This window comes from Ancylobacter pratisalsi, from assembly GCF_010669125.1.
GTDB classification, from domain to species: domain Bacteria; phylum Pseudomonadota; class Alphaproteobacteria; order Rhizobiales; family Xanthobacteraceae; genus Ancylobacter; species Ancylobacter pratisalsi.
Genome location: NZ_CP048630.1, coordinates 1,945,116 through 1,960,081 on the forward strand (window position 1 = coordinate 1,945,116; position 14,966 = coordinate 1,960,081).

Sequence of the window (14,966 nt, forward strand, 5' to 3'; positions counted from 1 at the left end):
ATGACCCTTCCTGATCGCCTGCTGCGGCAGGCGCCACCTTCGCTACGCGCCTTTGCGGCACTTCTGGCCGGCGCTCTTTCCGCGCTCGCCATGCCGCCGGTTGGCGCGTGGCCGGTGCTGGCACTAACCCTGCCGGCTCTGGTCATGCTGCTTGATCGGGCGATCGAGGACGCCGGGACAGTCGGGCGGTGGCGGCGGATGCGCGCCGCCTTCGGCGCCGGATGGCTGTTCGGCATGGGGTACTTCCTTGCCGGTCTGTGGTGGATTGGCGCCGCCTTTCTGGTGCAGGCGGAGACCTTTGCCTGGCTGATACCCTTCGCCGTGCTGCTGCTGCCTGCAGGGCTGGCGCTGTATCTCGGCCTCGCATGCGCGTGCGCATCGCTGCTCTGGAGCCGGGGTTGGGAGCGTATTCTGGTCCTCGCAGTGGCGATAACGCTCAGCGAATGGCTGCGCGGCATCCTCTTCACCGGCTTCCCGTGGAACAATTTCGGGTACGCGCTGGCGAACGATCTCGCCTTCGCGCAATCGAGCGCCGTTGTTGGAATCATCGGGCTTTGCTTCGTGACGCTCGTCGCCTTCGCAATGCCGGCGGTGCTGTTCGACCCTCCCGGGCGCGCACGCTCCTGGCCGGTCATCTTCTGCGCGTTGACGTTGGCAGGGATGTGGGGCGCGGGAACCTGGCGCCTCACCACAACGGAAGTGGGAGACGTTCCCGGTGTGAAGCTGCGCATTCTTCAACCGGACCTGCCGCAGGACCAGAAGTTCCGTTACGACGCCCGCGACAGCGTCATGGACCTTTACACCTCGCTCAGCGAGGGAGACGACGGGCTTGAGGGGATCACCCACCTTTTCTGGCCCGAGGCCGCTTTCCCCTTCTTTCTGGAACGAGAGCCGAGCGCCATCTCGCGAATCGCCTCGATGCTGCCACCCGGCGCAACCTTGGTAACCGGCGCGGTGCGCCTCGAACCTCAGCCAGGCAAAGCACGGCCCAAGGCCTATAACAGCATCCGCGCGATCAGCAGCGAAGGCGCCTTCCTCGCCGTCGCGGACAAGGTTCACCTCGTTCCTTTTGGCGAATATCTGCCGTTCCAGGAAACGCTGGAGAGTCTGGGCGTCCAGCAGCTTACCCAATATCGCGGCGGCTTCAGCGCAGCACAAAAGCGTACGCTGATGCGCATTCCCGGGCTGCCCGCGGCTGTGCCATTAATCTGCTACGAGGCCATATTTCCCGCCGAAGTCATGCCCGATGACCTCCGTCCGGGCGAACGTCCGGGGGTTCTGCTCAATCTGTCCAACGACATCTGGTTCGGCCTGACCCCTGGTCCCTACCAACATTTCGAGCAGGCGCGCCTACGTGCGGTGGAACAGGGCCTGCCGCTGATTCGCGGCACGAACAACGGGATCTCGGCTATTGTGGACCCGCTCGGCCGCATCGAGGAAATGCTACCATTAGGTGTGCGTGGAACCCTCGATGGGCGCCTTCCAAGGGCGCTTCCCCCGACCTTTTATGCCAATTTCGGCAATTTAATACCGCTAGCTCTACTTCTAGCTGCAATATCCGTCGCGATCATGCTGCGCTGCCGAACAATACACGCCTAGATTGATCGACGATATCGCGACCTTTGCCTAGACTGCTACGCAGCCTAGGTATCGCTTCCCTCCATCTGGACGATGGGCGGGGAGTATGTTGTTCCGAGTTGGGGCCGATGATGACGAAGAAATCTCCCAATCCCATCGACAAGCATGTCGGTAGCCGCGTCCGTATGCGCCGGATGATGGTGGGTATGAGCCAGGAGAAACTGGGAGAGAATCTCGGCATCACCTTTCAGCAGATTCAGAAATACGAGAAGGGCACGAACCGCATCGGGGCCAGCCGCCTGCAGAATATTTCGAACGTCCTTGGCGTGCCGATATCGTTCTTCTTCGATGGCGCACCCAATGGTGGTACCAGCTTGGCTGGCTTCGCCGAGGATGCCTCGCCCGCGTTCGTCTCGGATTTTCTGGCGACGTCCGAAGGCATTGCACTCACGCGCGCATTTCTGAAGATCCCCGACGCCAAGGTCCGCCGGCGTATCGTCGATCTCGTAGAGGCGCTCGCCGGCACGCCGGAATCCAACTGAGCCTGTCGGGACACGGCGTTCTTTTTTCCGAACGAATTTGCTCAACATTCTTGACCCGTCGCCGCCATCTCGCCAAAAATGCGCGCGCTGAGTGCTGTTTGACGCGCTGGGCAATAATCGAGGAGCCGAAGCGTGTCGCGCCAAGCCTATCTTTTTACGAGTGAATCCGTTTCCGAAGGCCATCCGGACAAGGTCTGCGATCGCATTTCCGATGAAGTTGTGGACGCGTTCTTCAAGGCCGGCCCGGAATATGGCTGGGATCCCAGCCAGCTCCGCGTGGCCTGCGAGACTCTGGCGACCACGAATCGGGTGGTGATCGCGGGCGAGACGCGCGGCCCCGCGCAGATCACCAAGGATTTCATCTCCCATATCGCCCGCCTCGCGATCAAGGATATCGGTTACGAGCAGGAAGGCTTCCATTGGGAGACGGCCAAGATCGATGTCCACCTGCATGCCCAATCCGTGGACATCGCGCAGGGCGTTGATTCAGCCGATAACAAGGATGAAGGCGCCGGCGATCAGGGCATCATGTTCGGCTATGCCTGCCGTGAGACCCCGGAACTCATGCCTGCGCCGATCTTCTATTCGCACAAGATCCTGAAGCGGCTCGCCGAGGCTCGCCATTCCGGCGAAAGCACCGTGCTTGGTCCGGATGCGAAGAGCCAGGTCACGGTTCGCTATGAGGGCGGCAAGCCCGTCGAGGTCACGCAGATCGTGCTCTCGACCCAGCATCTCGACGCAGACCTTTCCTCGCACGACGTTCAGTCCATCGTCGAACCCTATATCCGCGAGACCCTGCCGCAAGGCTGGATCACCGAAGGTACGATCTGGCACGTCAACCCCACCGGCAAGTTCGTCATTGGCGGGCCGGACGGCGACTGCGGCCTTACCGGCCGCAAGATCATCGTCGATACCTACGGCGGTGCGGCTCCTCATGGTGGCGGTGCGTTCTCCGGCAAGGACCCGACGAAGGTTGATCGTTCGGCGGCCTATGCCGCGCGTTACCTCGCCAAGAATGTCGTGGCCGCGAATCTTGCCGAGCGCTGCACGATTCAGCTCGCCTACGCCATCGGCGTGTCCGACCCGCTCGCGGTCTATGTTGATCTGCACGGCACCGGACAGGTCGAAGAAGCCAAGCTTGAATCCGTTCTGCGGGAGGTGATGAACCTGCGCCCCCGCGGCATTCGCGAGCATCTTGGTCTCAACAAGCCGATCTACGCCCGCACCTCGGCCTACGGTCATTTCGGTCGTCGTCCGGAGGAGGATGGCGGCTTCTCCTGGGAGCGCACCGATCTCGCCGACGCGATCAAGGCAGCGGTCACCTGATCAAGCGCCATTGCGGCGGACCATTCTGTCGGAGATAAGGGGCGGACGGCGACGTTCGCCCCCTTTTGTTTATGCACCCGATGACCAATTCCGCCGACAATAACGACGCACAGTCGCAAACCAATCGCCATTCACCGCGCGAGGCGGCCTTTTACGGCCGGCGCAAGGGCAAACCGCTCCGGGCGGCGCAGGCCGGCCATCTTGCCGAGAGCCTGCCGCGCCTTTCCCTCGACCCTGCCTCCCTTGATCCGGCCGCCCTTGCCGATGGCTCGCTGGCCGCGCTGTTCGCTCACCCTGTCCGGGCAGTGCGGCTTGAAATCGGATTTGGCGGCGGCGAACATCTTTTCTCCGAGGCGCAACGTCACCCTGACATCGGCTATATCGGCGCCGAGGCTTTTCTAAACGGACTTGCCAAGCTGACCACCGCCCTCGCCGAAGCCGGGCTTGGCAATGTGCGGGTCCATGGCGACGACGTCGTGCCGTTGCTCGATCGCATGCCCGACCACTCGCTGGATCGAATAGACCTGCTGTATCCCGATCCTTGGCCCAAACGCCGGCACTGGAAGCGCCGCTTTGTCCAGCCGGACAACATCGACCGCATCGCGCGGTTGCTTATGCCCGGCGGACGGTTCCGCTTCGCGACGGACATCGAACACTACGCAGCCTGGACGTTGCGCCATATGCTCTCGGACGAGCGGTTCGAATGGACCGCGCAGCGAGCGGACGACTGGCGCCGGCCCTGGCAGGGCTGGCCGGGGACGCGATATGAGGCCAAAGCACTGCGGGCCGGTCGTGTACCGGGCTACTACGAGTTCCTACGCATCTGACTACCGCATATATTGGGAACCGAGGCGGTAGCCCGGACGTTGTCGGGATACCCTATCCGGCGGCACCGCCAGCACTTTGCACAGGAGACCGATCCATGGCCGACCCGACTCCCCAGGAAGATTTCGCCAAGCTGTCCGCTGATCTCGCTGTGCTGCGCGCCGATGTCGCGCGTCTGGCTGAAACGCTTACCTCTTTCGCCAAGGCAGAAGGCGAAGCTGCGGCGGAGGCGGTATCGGGACGCCTGCGCGAAGGTAAGGCACGGGCCGAGGCAACGGCTTCAGGCCTTATGGACGAAGGCGCTGCCGCGCTCGAGGAGGCCAAGCTTCGTGCCCAGGCGGCCGGCAACGACATTGGTGCAGCCATCGAACGCAATCCCCTGAGTGCGGTCGCTGCGGCTCTGGGTGTTGGCTTCGTTCTCGGCCTCCTGACGCGGGGCCGTTGATGTTCCGCTTCCTGATGGGCATCGCCGGGATCGAGCTTCGCCACGTCGCCCAGCGGGCGGCGATGACCGCGTTCCTGCTGATCTTCGCCGGCCTGTTCCTGGCAGGAGCGGTCCTGGCCTTGTTAGTCGCGGGCTTCGTCGTGCTGGCGGAGATCTACGGTCCGGCGGGCGCGGCGTTGATCATCGCCGGAATCTGCCTGTTCCTCGCCTTGATTTTTTTGCTGATCGTCTATGTCCGCACCCGTCGCCGTTCCAGACCAGTAGGCTATGGAGCTCTGGGATCCCTCGCCCCTCCGCCACCTCCGCCCAACGTTTTTGGGCAGGGAGCGGCTGGGCAAGCGCCGCAAACGCCGGCAGCCCCGGCAAGCCCCAGCAGTTCGACGGTGCTCGCCGTCGCGGCAGGCGCGGCGCTACTCGGCCTTATTCTTGGCCGACGTCTATGAAAAGGTGCGGCTTCGTCCCTTGGGAAGATTAGGTCCGCTGGAGCCCTGATTGTTGCGGGGTCGGCCAAAAAGGACCAATCTGACGCGAGGTGCGAAGCTGCGAGCCACAAGGCCGTGGTTCGTCCGGTTGCCGCTGGAGGTTTCCAACTTGACGTTTCGACGTGTGTCGCTGCGGCCCGGAGCGGCCGTTCTCGCCATGCTTGCCGCACTGGGAAGTGCGCCTGCGGCCTTTGCGGATGCCCCGCCCCCGGACGAAATTTCCCGCTCCTCTCCGGCCGGAAACTATCTCGCTGCACGCTTGGCGACCGCCGAACGCGACACGCCGGCTGCCGCCGCCTATTACCGCGCCCTGGTGCGCGTATTTCCGCGAAATGGTGAAGTGCTTGAGCGTGCCTTCCTGGCGCTGCTCGCCGAAGGTTCGATGGACGAAGCCACCGACATGGCACGTCGCATCGTGCGCATCGACGCCGAGCATGGCCTCGCCCGCCTCGTGCTTGGTATCCGCGCGATCAAGGACAAGAAATACGTCACCGCGCGGAGCAATCTGCGTCGGGCGGGGCAGGGTGCCATCGCTGAACTCAATGCCACGCTGATCAGCGCCTGGACTCAGTTCGGCTCCGGCAACCCGCGCGCGGGGGTCGCCGCCATCGACGCGCTGAAGGGACCGGAATGGTACGAGGGCTTCCAGGATTTTCACGCAGGCTTGATACTCGAAGCTGCGGGCGCCAAGCGCGATGCTGGCAAGCGGCTTGAGAGCGCGCTGGCTCTTGATCCGCGCACGCTGCGCGTTGTCGACGCCTATGGCCGGTGGGCCTCGAGGTCCGGCAAGAAGGATCTCGCGATCGAGACCTACGAGGCCTTCGACAAGCTGCTGCCGAACGATCCGCTGGTCGCGGAAGAACTCGACCTTCTCGAAAGCGGCAAGATCTTGCCTGCGCTCGTGACCACCCCGGCAGCCGGCGCGGCCGAGGTGCTGTATGGACTTGGCGCGGCGCTCGGCCGGCAGGGGGGCGAGGACCTGGCGCTGATCTATCTCCAGCTTGGCCACTGGCTCGACCCCTCGCATCCTCTTATCGAGATCACGCTCGCCGACCTGTTCGAGTCGATGAAGCGACACGATGAGGCCATCGCGCTCTATCGCAGCGTCCCGGCCGATTCACCCTTCCGGACCAGCGCGCAGATTCAGCTCGGGCTCAATCTCGACGCCGAGGGCGACTACAAGGACGCCCGTAAGACGCTGGAAGCCGTCGTCGCGAAAAATCCGAAGGAACAGCGCGCCCTGATGGCGCTGGGCGACGTGCTGCGCGCCAACGAGGAATATGCTGAGGCCGCCGCCGTCTATACCAAGGCGATCGATCAGTTGCAGGCACCGACCGGCAATAACTGGATGCTCTTTTATTTCCGCGGCACTTGTTATGAGCGCACCAAGCAGTGGGACAAGTCCGAAGCGGACCTGAAGAGGGCGCTGGAGCTGAAGCCCGAGCAGCCGCATGTGCTGAACTATCTGGGCTATAGCTGGGTCGATCAGGGCGTCCATCTCGATCAGGGAATGGAGATGATCCGCAAGGCGGTATCCTTGCGACCTGACGACGGCTTCTTCATCGACAGCCTCGGATGGGCCTATTATCGGCTTGGACGCTACGAGGACGCGGTACGCGAACTGGAGCGCGCGGTTGAGTTGAAGCCGAGCGAATCGGTGATCAACGATCACCTTGGCGATGCGTACTGGAAAGTCGGACGCAAGCTTGAGGCGCGGTTCAAGTGGAACCATGCCCGCGACCTGAAGCCTGATCCCGATGAACTTCAGCAGATCGATCGCAAGATCGCGCTTGGGCTCGATGGTGCGGAAAAGGCAAAGGACGCGCCTGCCGAGGTGCACAAGACCGAGATAAACACACCCCCGGCGCCCGCCCAGAAGGCAGCGGCGGAACCCGCTCTGCCTGAAACTGGCAAGACAGGTGGGGGCGGCTGAGCCGCCGCCCCTCACTTCTTCACGCGTTTACCGGCCGGCCGATGAAGAACAGCGGGCGCGAGCGCAGCGCGAACGCGCCATCGCCAATCAGCCAAAGCGCGAACGACGTAGCGATCAGGAATGCCGGATATTCCCAGCCGCCATTGGCTGCGGAAAACACCCAGCCATTGGGAATGTGCACACTCATGGCACCGGCCATCACCGGGATCAGCAGCAGCGCAACGTGGCGAGCATAAACGCCGGTGACGATCAGTATTCCACCGATCAGTTCGGCAAGGAAAATTGGCCAGGCGAGAGCGACAGGAAAGCCAAGGCTCCCCAGATACCCGGCAAATCCGGGAATGGTGAAGACAACGAACTTCAGCAGCGCATGCGAAATCCACATTGCGCCAAGCGACACGCGAAGCAGGAAGACGCCATAAGGCGCGGAATTCTGGTCGATCATGATAGCCTCCTGGGGTTGAGGGCGACACCGCCGTTCCCCGGAGTAAGGCTCAGTCAACTAAGCAATTCCATAGCCGCGATTGACGGCCAACAATTGCATTTATGCAATTCATCATATGGTTGATGCCGCCGGCTTGCCCTCGGGCGTCCTGGCGCGCTCACATCACAACACATGTGTGCCGATGATTCTCGCAGGCAGGCGCGCGATATCCGCGCTCTTGGGGAATGCGTCCGGAAGCGTCAGCGCGGATCGGAGGGGGCTTCGGCCTGCGCGGTCTTCGTGGACTTTACGTCCGCTCCGCGTTCAGCGAGCCGTGTACGACCGCTACCGCCACGCTTGAATTCGCACCACAGTCGGTTGGCTCCGGCCAGATTGCCGCGGAAGCTGTTCTTGCCGGTCTTTTCAAGATCGAAGCAGGGCTGAAAGGCGAGCCCCTTTAGCTTCGCGCAGACGGCCTCACCCTTTACCAAGATGGTCCCGGCCGGCAGCGTGACATAGCGTGCGCTGCCCCTGCCGCGCATCTGTATCGTACCTGCAACCGAGCCATCTTCGAGGATACGCCCGGAGCCCGCCGTTCCTTCGTAGCACGAGTAGGAAAAGGTCCTCCCCATGACGAAACGCTGAGCGGCGTCCGCCGAAAGCGGCTCGGCAGAAGCTGGTGACGCCAGCGCGACACCTGTGCTGAACAGGCACGCAGCGGCCAGATGAGTGGACGGAAGACGCATGCGGGTGTCCATCGATCAGGAGATGACGCTACGATGCGCTGCGACGACCGGGCCTTGTCAAGGCTGGCGCCACCGGGACGCGGCTCAACGGACCAAAGCGTTTCAGCCCTGTGGCACCAGCGCAACGCCTCTGGCACCACGACACCTATGGTGAATGATGAGAGTTAACGCCGCGCAAATGCCGGTGAGCGTCACGCCGGCTGAAGCCCACGTTGCACGGGTCGCTCGACGATCGGCAGGTTGATCGCCGCCGACGCAAAACTCAGCGCGACAGAAAGCCACCAGACGAGATCGTAGGAGCCGAGCTGCTCGTAGAGCAACCCACCCAGCCAGACACCGAGGAATCCGCCGACCTGGTGGCTGAAAAAGGCGAATCCGTAGAGCATCGCCAGATAGCGCGTGCCAAACATCAGCATGACCAGACCGGATGTCGGCGGCACGGTGGACAGCCACAATAGTCCCAACACAACGCCGAAGATGATCGACGTCACGGGCGATGCAGGCAACAGCACGAAGACGGCGATGGCGAGCCCACGAGCGAAATAGATGGCTGCAAGAAGATAGCGCCGCGGCATGCGCGACGACAGCCAGCCGGACCCGAGCGAACCGACCATATTGGCAAGCCCGATCACCGCCAGCGTCCAGCCACCCACGCTTATGGAGAGCCCACGATCAATGAGATAGGCCGGCAGATGGGTCGTCACGAAAGCGAGCTGGAAGCCGCAGGTGAAAAATCCGAGGACCAGCAGTACATAGGAACGGTGGCCGAACGCTTCCCCCAGCGCCGCAGCAATCGATTGCTGCGGCAGGTCGCCAGCCTTGGTCTCGACGCGCTCCCCTGCCAGGGCCAGCGAGAACGGCATCACCAGCAGCATGACGAAACCGAACACGATCAGTGTTTCATGCCACCCGATAGCCGCATTGAGTCCAGCCGCGAGAGGCGGAAACAGGAACTGGCCGAACGATCCTGCCGCCGTTCCGGCGCCAAAGGCCAGCGGCCGCCAGCGCTCCGGCAGCATCTTGCCGAAAGCCGCGAGCACGATGTTGAAGGAGCAACCCGACAAGCCGAAGCCGATGAGCGCGCCGGCGGAGAGCTGAAGCATCAGCGGCGTCGAGGAATACGCCATGAGAACCAGGCCGACCGCATAGACCACTGCCCCGACGCACAGCACCCGCACCACGCCGAACCGGTCGGCAACGGCACCGGCAAAGGGTGTACCGATCCCCCAGACGAGGTTCTGGATGGCGATGGCAAGGCCGAACGTGTCGCGCCCCCATCCATAGTCGCCTGTCATCGGCAGCATGAAAATGCCGGAAGAGGCGCGCGGTCCGAAGGTGACCATCGCGATCATGCAGCCGCACAGGACCACCAGAAGCGGCGCGCGGGTGGCGAGGGACGGACGGGCGGCAGCACTCATGTCAGACTCCCGATCGCCTCGCGGCGCGCTTTTCGGCGGAGCAGTCGACCGCCACGTGCCCTAGCAATAGGGCGGCTGAGGTTCTGCAGAAAACAAATTGTTCTACGAGTAAACATCAGAACTTTTGATGGAAAGTCTCGCCCGGCTCCCGCTGCCATCCCCGCCACGAGGAAGGCGACGCCGCGATGGAGGGGTCATTGACGTCCATTCCGGCCACCGCCTGCAGCGCCGACACCGCGAAATCGGTGAAGGCGCGTACGGCTGGCCGCATGTAGCGGATCGAGGGATAGGTCATGAACGCCTCAGCCGGCCGGGCATGATAGGCCGGCAGCACACGAACGAGCCGTCCGGCGGCAATGTCGTCGGACACAAGCAGTTCCTGCACCGCGCCCATGGCATGGCCGGATCGAAGAGTCTGGAGCAGCACCTGCGCGTCATTGGTGCGCAGCACGGGTCGTACCACCGGCTCGACGCTCTCAGCCCCATTGCTGAGAACGAGCCGGTCGCGCGGAGACAGAATGGACGGCGTCGTAACGAAAGGCAGGTCCGTCACCTGCGTCGGCGAATCGACCGGCCCGGTCCGGGCCAGCAGGTCGGGAGACGCGACGAGAATGCGCCGTACCGAACCGATCCGGCGGATAACCAGATCCTGCCCCTCCGGTCGCCCGTAACGGATGGCCAGATCAAAATTCTCGTAGACCAGATCAACGACCCGCCCCTCCAGAACCAGGTCGAAGGTCACGCCTGGATGACGTTCCTGGAACGTCATCATGATGGGATGGAGATGGCGGGCCCCGATGCAGCAGGGTGAATGCACGCGCAAAGGGCCCTCGATGGCCTGCATGTCGCGCCGCACGCCCTCGACGGCTTCATCAATGCTCACCAGTGCCGTGCGGCTGGCCTCGAACAGCGCCTGCCCATGCCATGTCGGCCGCACGAGCCGCGCCGAGCGCTCCAAAAGCCGGGCGCCGACATGACGCTCGAGATTTCTAAGATGTTTGGTAACGGCCGGCTGCGATATTCCGAGATCGCGCGCCGCAGCCGTCATCGACCCACGCTCGACTGTTCGGATGAAGGCCCGCAAGGCGACGGCGAGGTCCATTCATATCTCTTAGTTATGATCGAGATGCGTCCATAACATATAGACACATGGCAAGCCATGCACCTCAATGGCGCTTCGCCGAACACTCACACCTTGAGTCATCGAAATCAGGATTCGCATGTTGCTGGACCGCCGCCTATTTCTCCTCGCGACCCCCCTTGCCCTCGCGGGCTGCGCGACGAACGATTCCCCGCGCATGAGTGCGCTGCCACCCATGCTCGATCCGCAATATGTGAGGATGTACGCGGCGATCACCGACGAGCCCTTCCCCGTGCCCGCAGTCGACATCTCGCAGATCGACCCCCGTTTCCTCCGCCAGGAAGTGGCCTACAGCACGCGCGAGCAGCCTGGCACCATCGTGGTCGACCCCAATGAACGCTTCGCCTATCTGGTGATGTCCGGGGGCCGGGCGCTACGCTACGGCGTGGGCGTGGGCAAGCAGGAGGGTTTCAATTTCCGTGGGGAGGGAACCATCGCCCGCAAGGCGCAGTGGCCGCGCTGGACTCCGACGCCGGACATGATCAAACGCGAGCCGGAGCGCTATGGTCCCTATGCGGGTGGCCTCGCCGGCGGCGTCGACAATCCGCTGGGGCCGCGCGCGCTCTATCTCTACAAGGACGGGCGCGACACGCTCTACCGGCTGCACGGCACCGTGGAGCCGTGGACGATCGGAACGATGGTCTCCTCGGGCTGCATTCGCTTCATCAACCAGGACATCATCGACCTGTACCGGCGGGTGCCGGTTGGAACCAAGGTCGTCGTGCTGCCCGCCACCGGGGCTCCCGTCAGCTGAGGTCGCATGCCCGATGGGTTCGCGGGCACAGTCAACGATCGGTCAATCGACCGCCAGCTCGAAGGGCAGGTTTTCCATCGCCTCTTCGCCACGTCCGATCGCGGCGATTGCCGCGATCATGCGTCCTTCGCGCCCGAGCGCCGCGTCCGCATGCGCCACCAGAAGTGCGTTGGGTGTCGCGATTGGCGAAGCGGCACGCAGCGCACGGGCGATCACCGCCTCGTCGCGTCCCGGATTCAGCGCGCAGGCGGCGATATAGGCCGAGGCCGTGGAACGGCTGATGCCGGCGAAACAGTGCACCACGAGTGGGGCTTCGCGCGGCCAGCGGCGGGCGAAGCCGAGAATCGCCTCCACATGCTCGGCGTTGGGGTGAACCAGCCCCTCCTGCGGCGCCGTGATGTCGTTGAAGCCGACGAACAGATGGTTCTCCCGGGCTACGCTCGCGGGAAGGGCCACCGGCGTGGCGATATTGATGACGCTCAGAACATGGGCGGCGCCAGTGCGGGCTACCGTCTCTTCAAGCCGCGACAGCGGGCAGACATGGATCATCATTCACTCCGGGTCTTCACGCGCCGCTGGCGATCGCACGAGGCGCGGCCGCGCCAGCCGGGCCTTCCCCGATCAACTCCGTGAAGCGAGAGAGGAATCGGGAAGCGGCCTCGTCCGCGCTCCACGGCGCCAGATAAGCCTGCTCTTCCCCGGCGTCGAGGGGAAAAGGCCGACCGAAGAAGCTCTTTGCCTCGGCAAGCTCGAAACCTGCGAGACGCGTCGCCTCCAGGAACGCACTCGCTCGATCGGCTGACTTGACCAGCTTCGCCAGGGTCGCAGGCCAGTGCGCGGGAAGCCCAAAGCGCAGGCTGATGGCAGAAAGAAGCCGCTCCTCGACCTCACGATAATTGCCACCGAGGACCGCCTTGAAGGGGCTGATCATGTCGCCCACCACATATTCGGGCGCATCGTGCAGCAACATGGCCAGCTTCCACCGCCGGTCCAGCTCCACGCCCCGCGCGCCCGCCTGACGACGCCCGATGAGTTCGACCAGCACCGAATGCTGGGCAACCGAATAGATGTGCGGCCCTCGGGTCTGCCCGTTCCAGCGCGCGACGCGGGCGAGGCCATGGGCGATGTCCTCGATCTCGATGTCGAGCGGGGATGGGTCGAGGAGGTCGAGCCGACGCCCGGATAGCATCCGTTGCCAGACACGGGCGGGTTTCGTGCGGAACGTCATCGGCGGCGCTCTCCCGCCTTGTTACGTGCGCTTGCCGTGCCGGTGGCACGTCACGACATGGTCGTCCACCATTCCGACCGCCTGCATGAAGGCGTAGACGATGGTGGGTCCGACGAAGTTGAAGCCGCGCATCTTCAGCTCCTTCGACATGGTCATGGCGACGGGCGACGTGACGATTGGCGGATCGCCCGGCAGGCGATGATTGTCGAGGATGGGTCCGTTGATGTCCCAAAGCAGCCTTGAGAAGCCGGGACCACTTTCCATGATGTCGAGCCAAACCTGTGCTGAACGCACGGTCGAGACGATCTTGGAGCGGTTACGCACGATGCCGGTATCCGCCATCAGCGCATCGATTCTTTCGGTACCGTAACGAGCGATGATCTCGGGCTGGAAATTATCGAAAGCGGCGCGGAAGCCCTCACGCTTGCGCAAGATCGTGATCCAGGCGAGGCCGGCCTGGAAGCCGTCGAGAATCAGCTTCTCGAACAGCGCGCGGTCGTCATATTCGGGCACGCCCCATTCGCTGTCATGATAGTCGACATAGAGCGGATCCGTGCCGCACCAGGCGCAGCGGGCGAGGACATCGGGATGCTGGTGCTCACTCACGCCGCGCGCTCCGTTCCCGGAACCGCGAAGCGCACCCAGTCGGGTCGTTCGGCGACCAGGGCCAGCCCATCGGCCTCCACCACATGCCCGCCAGCCCGGGCCTCCTCCAGCCGATCGAGACGGACAAGACCCAGCGTGCGCCCGTCCACGCCCGAGCCCACCCGGCCGATGGTCTTGCCGCCGGCAAGGATGGGCGTGCCTTCCGCGGGAGGAGGGCCGCACACGGCGAAGGGAATGACGCGGGTGCGCGCCGTGCCCCGGTGCTGCATGCGGCTCACGATCTCCTGACCAACATAACAACCCTTGTCGAAATCGATGCCGCCGAGCTGGTCCATGTCCGCCTCATGGGGGAATGCATCGCCGTAAAGAAAGTCCGCCCCCCCTTCCGGCACACCAAGCGCGATACGATGTGCCTGCCAGACCTCTTCCGGCACCGCTGCGATCTGGGCAGCCTCGGCCACCGGCAGGAGGAAGCGGCGGCCGAGCCCCGCCAGTCTCGGATCATCATAGGCGAAGGCGTCGACCAGGGGGCTCGACTCTCCCCAGGCGACCGCGATGGCGAGGTCGTCGAGCGCGCCGATCTCCACTTTGGCGCGCAAACGGTAAAGCTGGAGCCGCTTGAGAAGGTCCGGCAGCGCGATCCGCGGCACATCGAGGCGGAAACCGGCCTCAGTTGCCACGATGAACATGTCGACGACGATTTTTCCCTGAGGTGTCAGCAACGCGCCATAACGCGCCTCGCCAGGCTGGGTCGGCGTGCGAGCAGTGAGAAGATTGTCGAGGAAATGAGCGGCATCGGCTCCCGCAACACGGGCAACCGCGCGCTCCTTCAGGACCGCGACTGGCATGGGTCAGCTTCCATGAACGCTATCGTCGGACAGGTGAAGGTGCCCGAAAGGGATACGTGATCGCGCTCAGAAGTAAGCCCTACGGCACAAGCGGGCAAGGGAAAACGAAACAAAAAGTGAACATAAACCGACCCCGTGCCGTAATTCCTTCGAATTGGCAAAATCTATCGTGCAAGATATTGTTCGATCCAGCTGTCGTACCATCTTCGTAGGCGACCTTCAGGTTCAAGGTCCCAATATCAGGAGACAGCCCATGTCCACCGTCCTCTTCACCGGCACCGCCACCTGCGTCGGCGGCCGTAATGGCCACTCCCAGACCAGCGACGGCTCGGTTTCCGTCGATCTTGGAATGCCGAAGAACGGCGTCCTCGATGCCGGCAAGACCACGCCTGAACATCTGTTCGCCACCGGCTACGCTGCCTGCTTCGGCTCCGCGGTCGAACTCGTCGGCCACCAGAAGAAGCTCGATGTCACCGGCGCCGCCGTGACCGTCGCGGCATCGCTGGTGAAGGGTGACGACGGCTTCAGCCTCGCAATCAAACTGTCGCTGAAGGCTCCCGCCCTCTCAGCCGAACAGACCAAGGAAGTGCTCGAGGCCGCCCACCAGGTATGCCCCTATTCCAAGGCCACGCGCGGCAACATTCCGGTCGAGCTCGCGTCGAGCTGAGAC

The 14,966-nt window shown here is 63.5% G+C and carries 17 protein-coding genes; 9 read left to right on the forward strand and 8 right to left on the reverse strand.

What is annotated here, in order from left to right:
- The 7 genes from lnt (at window position 1) to G3A50_RS09255 (ending at window position 7,131) form a co-directional block, all read left to right on the forward strand.
- On the forward strand, window positions 1-1,599 hold the full coding sequence (lnt, locus tag G3A50_RS09225) for an apolipoprotein N-acyltransferase (protein ID WP_163074965.1): 1,599 nt from the start codon (window positions 1-3) through the stop codon (window positions 1,597-1,599).
- Between the two features lie 110 nt (window positions 1,600-1,709).
- Window positions 1,710-2,120 (forward strand): helix-turn-helix domain-containing protein, encoded by a 411-nt coding sequence (locus G3A50_RS09230; protein WP_163077475.1) that lies wholly within the window; start codon window positions 1,710-1,712, stop codon window positions 2,118-2,120.
- 132 nt (window positions 2,121-2,252) lie between these two features.
- Window positions 2,253-3,446 (forward strand): methionine adenosyltransferase, encoded by a 1,194-nt coding sequence (gene metK, locus G3A50_RS09235; protein ID WP_163074966.1) that lies wholly within the window; start codon window positions 2,253-2,255, stop codon window positions 3,444-3,446.
- A gap of 80 nt (window positions 3,447-3,526) precedes the next feature.
- Window positions 3,527-4,273, forward strand: a complete 747-nt coding sequence (trmB, locus tag G3A50_RS09240) for a tRNA (guanosine(46)-N7)-methyltransferase TrmB (RefSeq protein WP_210255256.1) — start codon at window positions 3,527-3,529, stop codon at window positions 4,271-4,273.
- 95 nt (window positions 4,274-4,368) lie between these two features.
- The gene (locus tag G3A50_RS09245; protein WP_163074968.1) at window positions 4,369-4,716 is read left to right on the forward strand and encodes a hypothetical protein; all 348 of its coding nucleotides are present in this window, start codon (window positions 4,369-4,371) and stop codon (window positions 4,714-4,716) included.
- Complete coding sequence (locus G3A50_RS09250; RefSeq protein ID WP_163074969.1) at window positions 4,716-5,159, forward strand: phage holin family protein; 444 nt, start codon at window positions 4,716-4,718, stop codon at window positions 5,157-5,159. Before G3A50_RS09245 ends, G3A50_RS09250 begins: the two co-directional genes overlap by 1 nt.
- 196 nt (window positions 5,160-5,355) lie before the next feature.
- Entirely contained in the window at window positions 5,356-7,131 is a 1,776-nt protein-coding gene (locus G3A50_RS09255) for a tetratricopeptide repeat protein (RefSeq protein WP_210255297.1), read from the forward strand.
- A 19-nt stretch (window positions 7,132-7,150) separates the two neighbouring features.
- Here G3A50_RS09255 and G3A50_RS09260 read toward each other — a convergent pair whose 3' ends face one another.
- The 4 genes from G3A50_RS09260 to G3A50_RS09275 all read right to left on the reverse strand — a co-directional run bounded on the left by G3A50_RS09260 (window position 7,151) and on the right by G3A50_RS09275 (window position 10,821).
- Window positions 7,151-7,576 (reverse strand): DoxX family protein, encoded by a 426-nt coding sequence (locus tag G3A50_RS09260; protein ID WP_163074970.1) that lies wholly within the window; start codon window positions 7,574-7,576, stop codon window positions 7,151-7,153.
- 239 nt (window positions 7,577-7,815) lie between these two features.
- A complete protein-coding gene (locus G3A50_RS09265) occupies window positions 7,816-8,301 on the reverse strand; it encodes a hypothetical protein (RefSeq protein ID WP_246252291.1) in 486 nt (161 codons plus the stop codon).
- A 191-nt stretch (window positions 8,302-8,492) separates the two neighbouring features.
- Window positions 8,493-9,719 (reverse strand): MFS transporter, encoded by a 1,227-nt coding sequence (locus G3A50_RS09270; protein WP_163074972.1) that lies wholly within the window; start codon window positions 9,717-9,719, stop codon window positions 8,493-8,495.
- Window positions 9,720-9,834: 115 nt separating this feature from the next.
- The gene (locus G3A50_RS09275) at window positions 9,835-10,821 is read right to left on the reverse strand and encodes a LysR family transcriptional regulator (protein ID WP_163074973.1); all 987 of its coding nucleotides are present in this window, start codon (window positions 10,819-10,821) and stop codon (window positions 9,835-9,837) included.
- Window positions 10,822-10,939: 118 nt separating this feature from the next.
- Here G3A50_RS09275 and G3A50_RS09280 point away from each other — a divergent pair, with 118 nt between their 5' ends.
- Window positions 10,940-11,614: a L,D-transpeptidase gene (locus G3A50_RS09280; RefSeq protein ID WP_163074974.1), complete on the forward strand. Its 675-nt coding sequence runs from the start codon at window positions 10,940-10,942 to the stop codon at window positions 11,612-11,614.
- A 42-nt stretch (window positions 11,615-11,656) separates the two neighbouring features.
- On the opposite strand, the gene G3A50_RS09285 is transcribed toward G3A50_RS09280, so the two are convergent.
- The 4 genes from G3A50_RS09285 to ygfZ are packed head-to-tail and all read right to left on the reverse strand — an operon-like array spanning window position 11,657 to window position 14,296.
- Window positions 11,657-12,163 carry a tyrosine phosphatase family protein gene (locus tag G3A50_RS09285; RefSeq protein WP_163077479.1) on the reverse strand — a complete coding sequence of 169 codons (507 nt, stop codon included), beginning with the start codon at window positions 12,161-12,163 and terminating at the stop codon, window positions 11,657-11,659.
- A gap of 16 nt (window positions 12,164-12,179) precedes the next feature.
- Window positions 12,180-12,842, reverse strand: coding sequence for a YfbR-like 5'-deoxynucleotidase (locus G3A50_RS09290; RefSeq protein ID WP_163074975.1), 663 nt, complete (start codon window positions 12,840-12,842; stop codon window positions 12,180-12,182).
- Between the two features lie 21 nt (window positions 12,843-12,863).
- A complete protein-coding gene (locus G3A50_RS09295; protein WP_163074976.1) occupies window positions 12,864-13,448 on the reverse strand; it encodes a DNA-3-methyladenine glycosylase I in 585 nt (194 codons plus the stop codon).
- A complete protein-coding gene (gene ygfZ / locus G3A50_RS09300; protein WP_163074977.1) occupies window positions 13,445-14,296 on the reverse strand; it encodes a CAF17-like 4Fe-4S cluster assembly/insertion protein YgfZ in 852 nt (283 codons plus the stop codon). The genes G3A50_RS09295 and ygfZ overlap by 4 nt, the downstream gene beginning before the upstream one ends.
- Window positions 14,297-14,549: 253 nt before the next feature.
- Here ygfZ and G3A50_RS09305 point away from each other — a divergent pair, with 253 nt between their 5' ends.
- On the forward strand, window positions 14,550-14,963 hold the full coding sequence (locus G3A50_RS09305; protein WP_163074978.1) for an Ohr family peroxiredoxin: 414 nt from the start codon (window positions 14,550-14,552) through the stop codon (window positions 14,961-14,963).
- Window positions 14,964-14,966: the final 3 nt, after the last annotated feature.

Excerpts from the sequence above, each read along its gene's own strand:
- G3A50_RS09260 (WP_163074970.1), bottom strand. The coding sequence starts at position 7,576 with ATGATCGACCAGAATTCCGCGCCTTATGGCGTCTTCCTGCTTCGCGTG.
- G3A50_RS09285 (WP_163077479.1), bottom strand. The coding sequence starts at position 12,163 with ATGATCCATGTCTGCCCGCTGTCGCGGCTTGAAGAGACGGTAGCCCGC.
- G3A50_RS09280 (WP_163074974.1), top strand. The coding sequence starts at position 10,940 with ATGTTGCTGGACCGCCGCCTATTTCTCCTCGCGACCCCCCTTGCCCTC.
- G3A50_RS09305 (WP_163074978.1), top strand. The coding sequence starts at position 14,550 with ATGTCCACCGTCCTCTTCACCGGCACCGCCACCTGCGTCGGCGGCCGT.
- G3A50_RS09275 (WP_163074973.1), bottom strand. The coding sequence starts at position 10,821 with ATGGACCTCGCCGTCGCCTTGCGGGCCTTCATCCGAACAGTCGAGCGT.
- G3A50_RS09255 (WP_210255297.1), top strand. The coding sequence starts at position 5,356 with ATGCTTGCCGCACTGGGAAGTGCGCCTGCGGCCTTTGCGGATGCCCCG.
- G3A50_RS09245 (WP_163074968.1), top strand. The coding sequence starts at position 4,369 with ATGGCCGACCCGACTCCCCAGGAAGATTTCGCCAAGCTGTCCGCTGAT.
- lnt (WP_163074965.1), top strand. The coding sequence starts at position 1 with ATGACCCTTCCTGATCGCCTGCTGCGGCAGGCGCCACCTTCGCTACGC.
- G3A50_RS09230 (WP_163077475.1), top strand. The coding sequence starts at position 1,710 with ATGACGAAGAAATCTCCCAATCCCATCGACAAGCATGTCGGTAGCCGC.
- G3A50_RS09290 (WP_163074975.1), bottom strand. The coding sequence starts at position 12,842 with ATGACGTTCCGCACGAAACCCGCCCGTGTCTGGCAACGGATGCTATCC.
- G3A50_RS09270 (WP_163074972.1), bottom strand. The coding sequence starts at position 9,719 with ATGAGTGCTGCCGCCCGTCCGTCCCTCGCCACCCGCGCGCCGCTTCTG.
- ygfZ (WP_163074977.1), bottom strand. The coding sequence starts at position 14,296 with ATGCCAGTCGCGGTCCTGAAGGAGCGCGCGGTTGCCCGTGTTGCGGGA.
- trmB (WP_210255256.1), top strand. The coding sequence starts at position 3,527 with ATGACCAATTCCGCCGACAATAACGACGCACAGTCGCAAACCAATCGC.
- G3A50_RS09265 (WP_246252291.1), bottom strand. The coding sequence starts at position 8,301 with ATGCGTCTTCCGTCCACTCATCTGGCCGCTGCGTGCCTGTTCAGCACA.
- G3A50_RS09250 (WP_163074969.1), top strand. The coding sequence starts at position 4,716 with ATGTTCCGCTTCCTGATGGGCATCGCCGGGATCGAGCTTCGCCACGTC.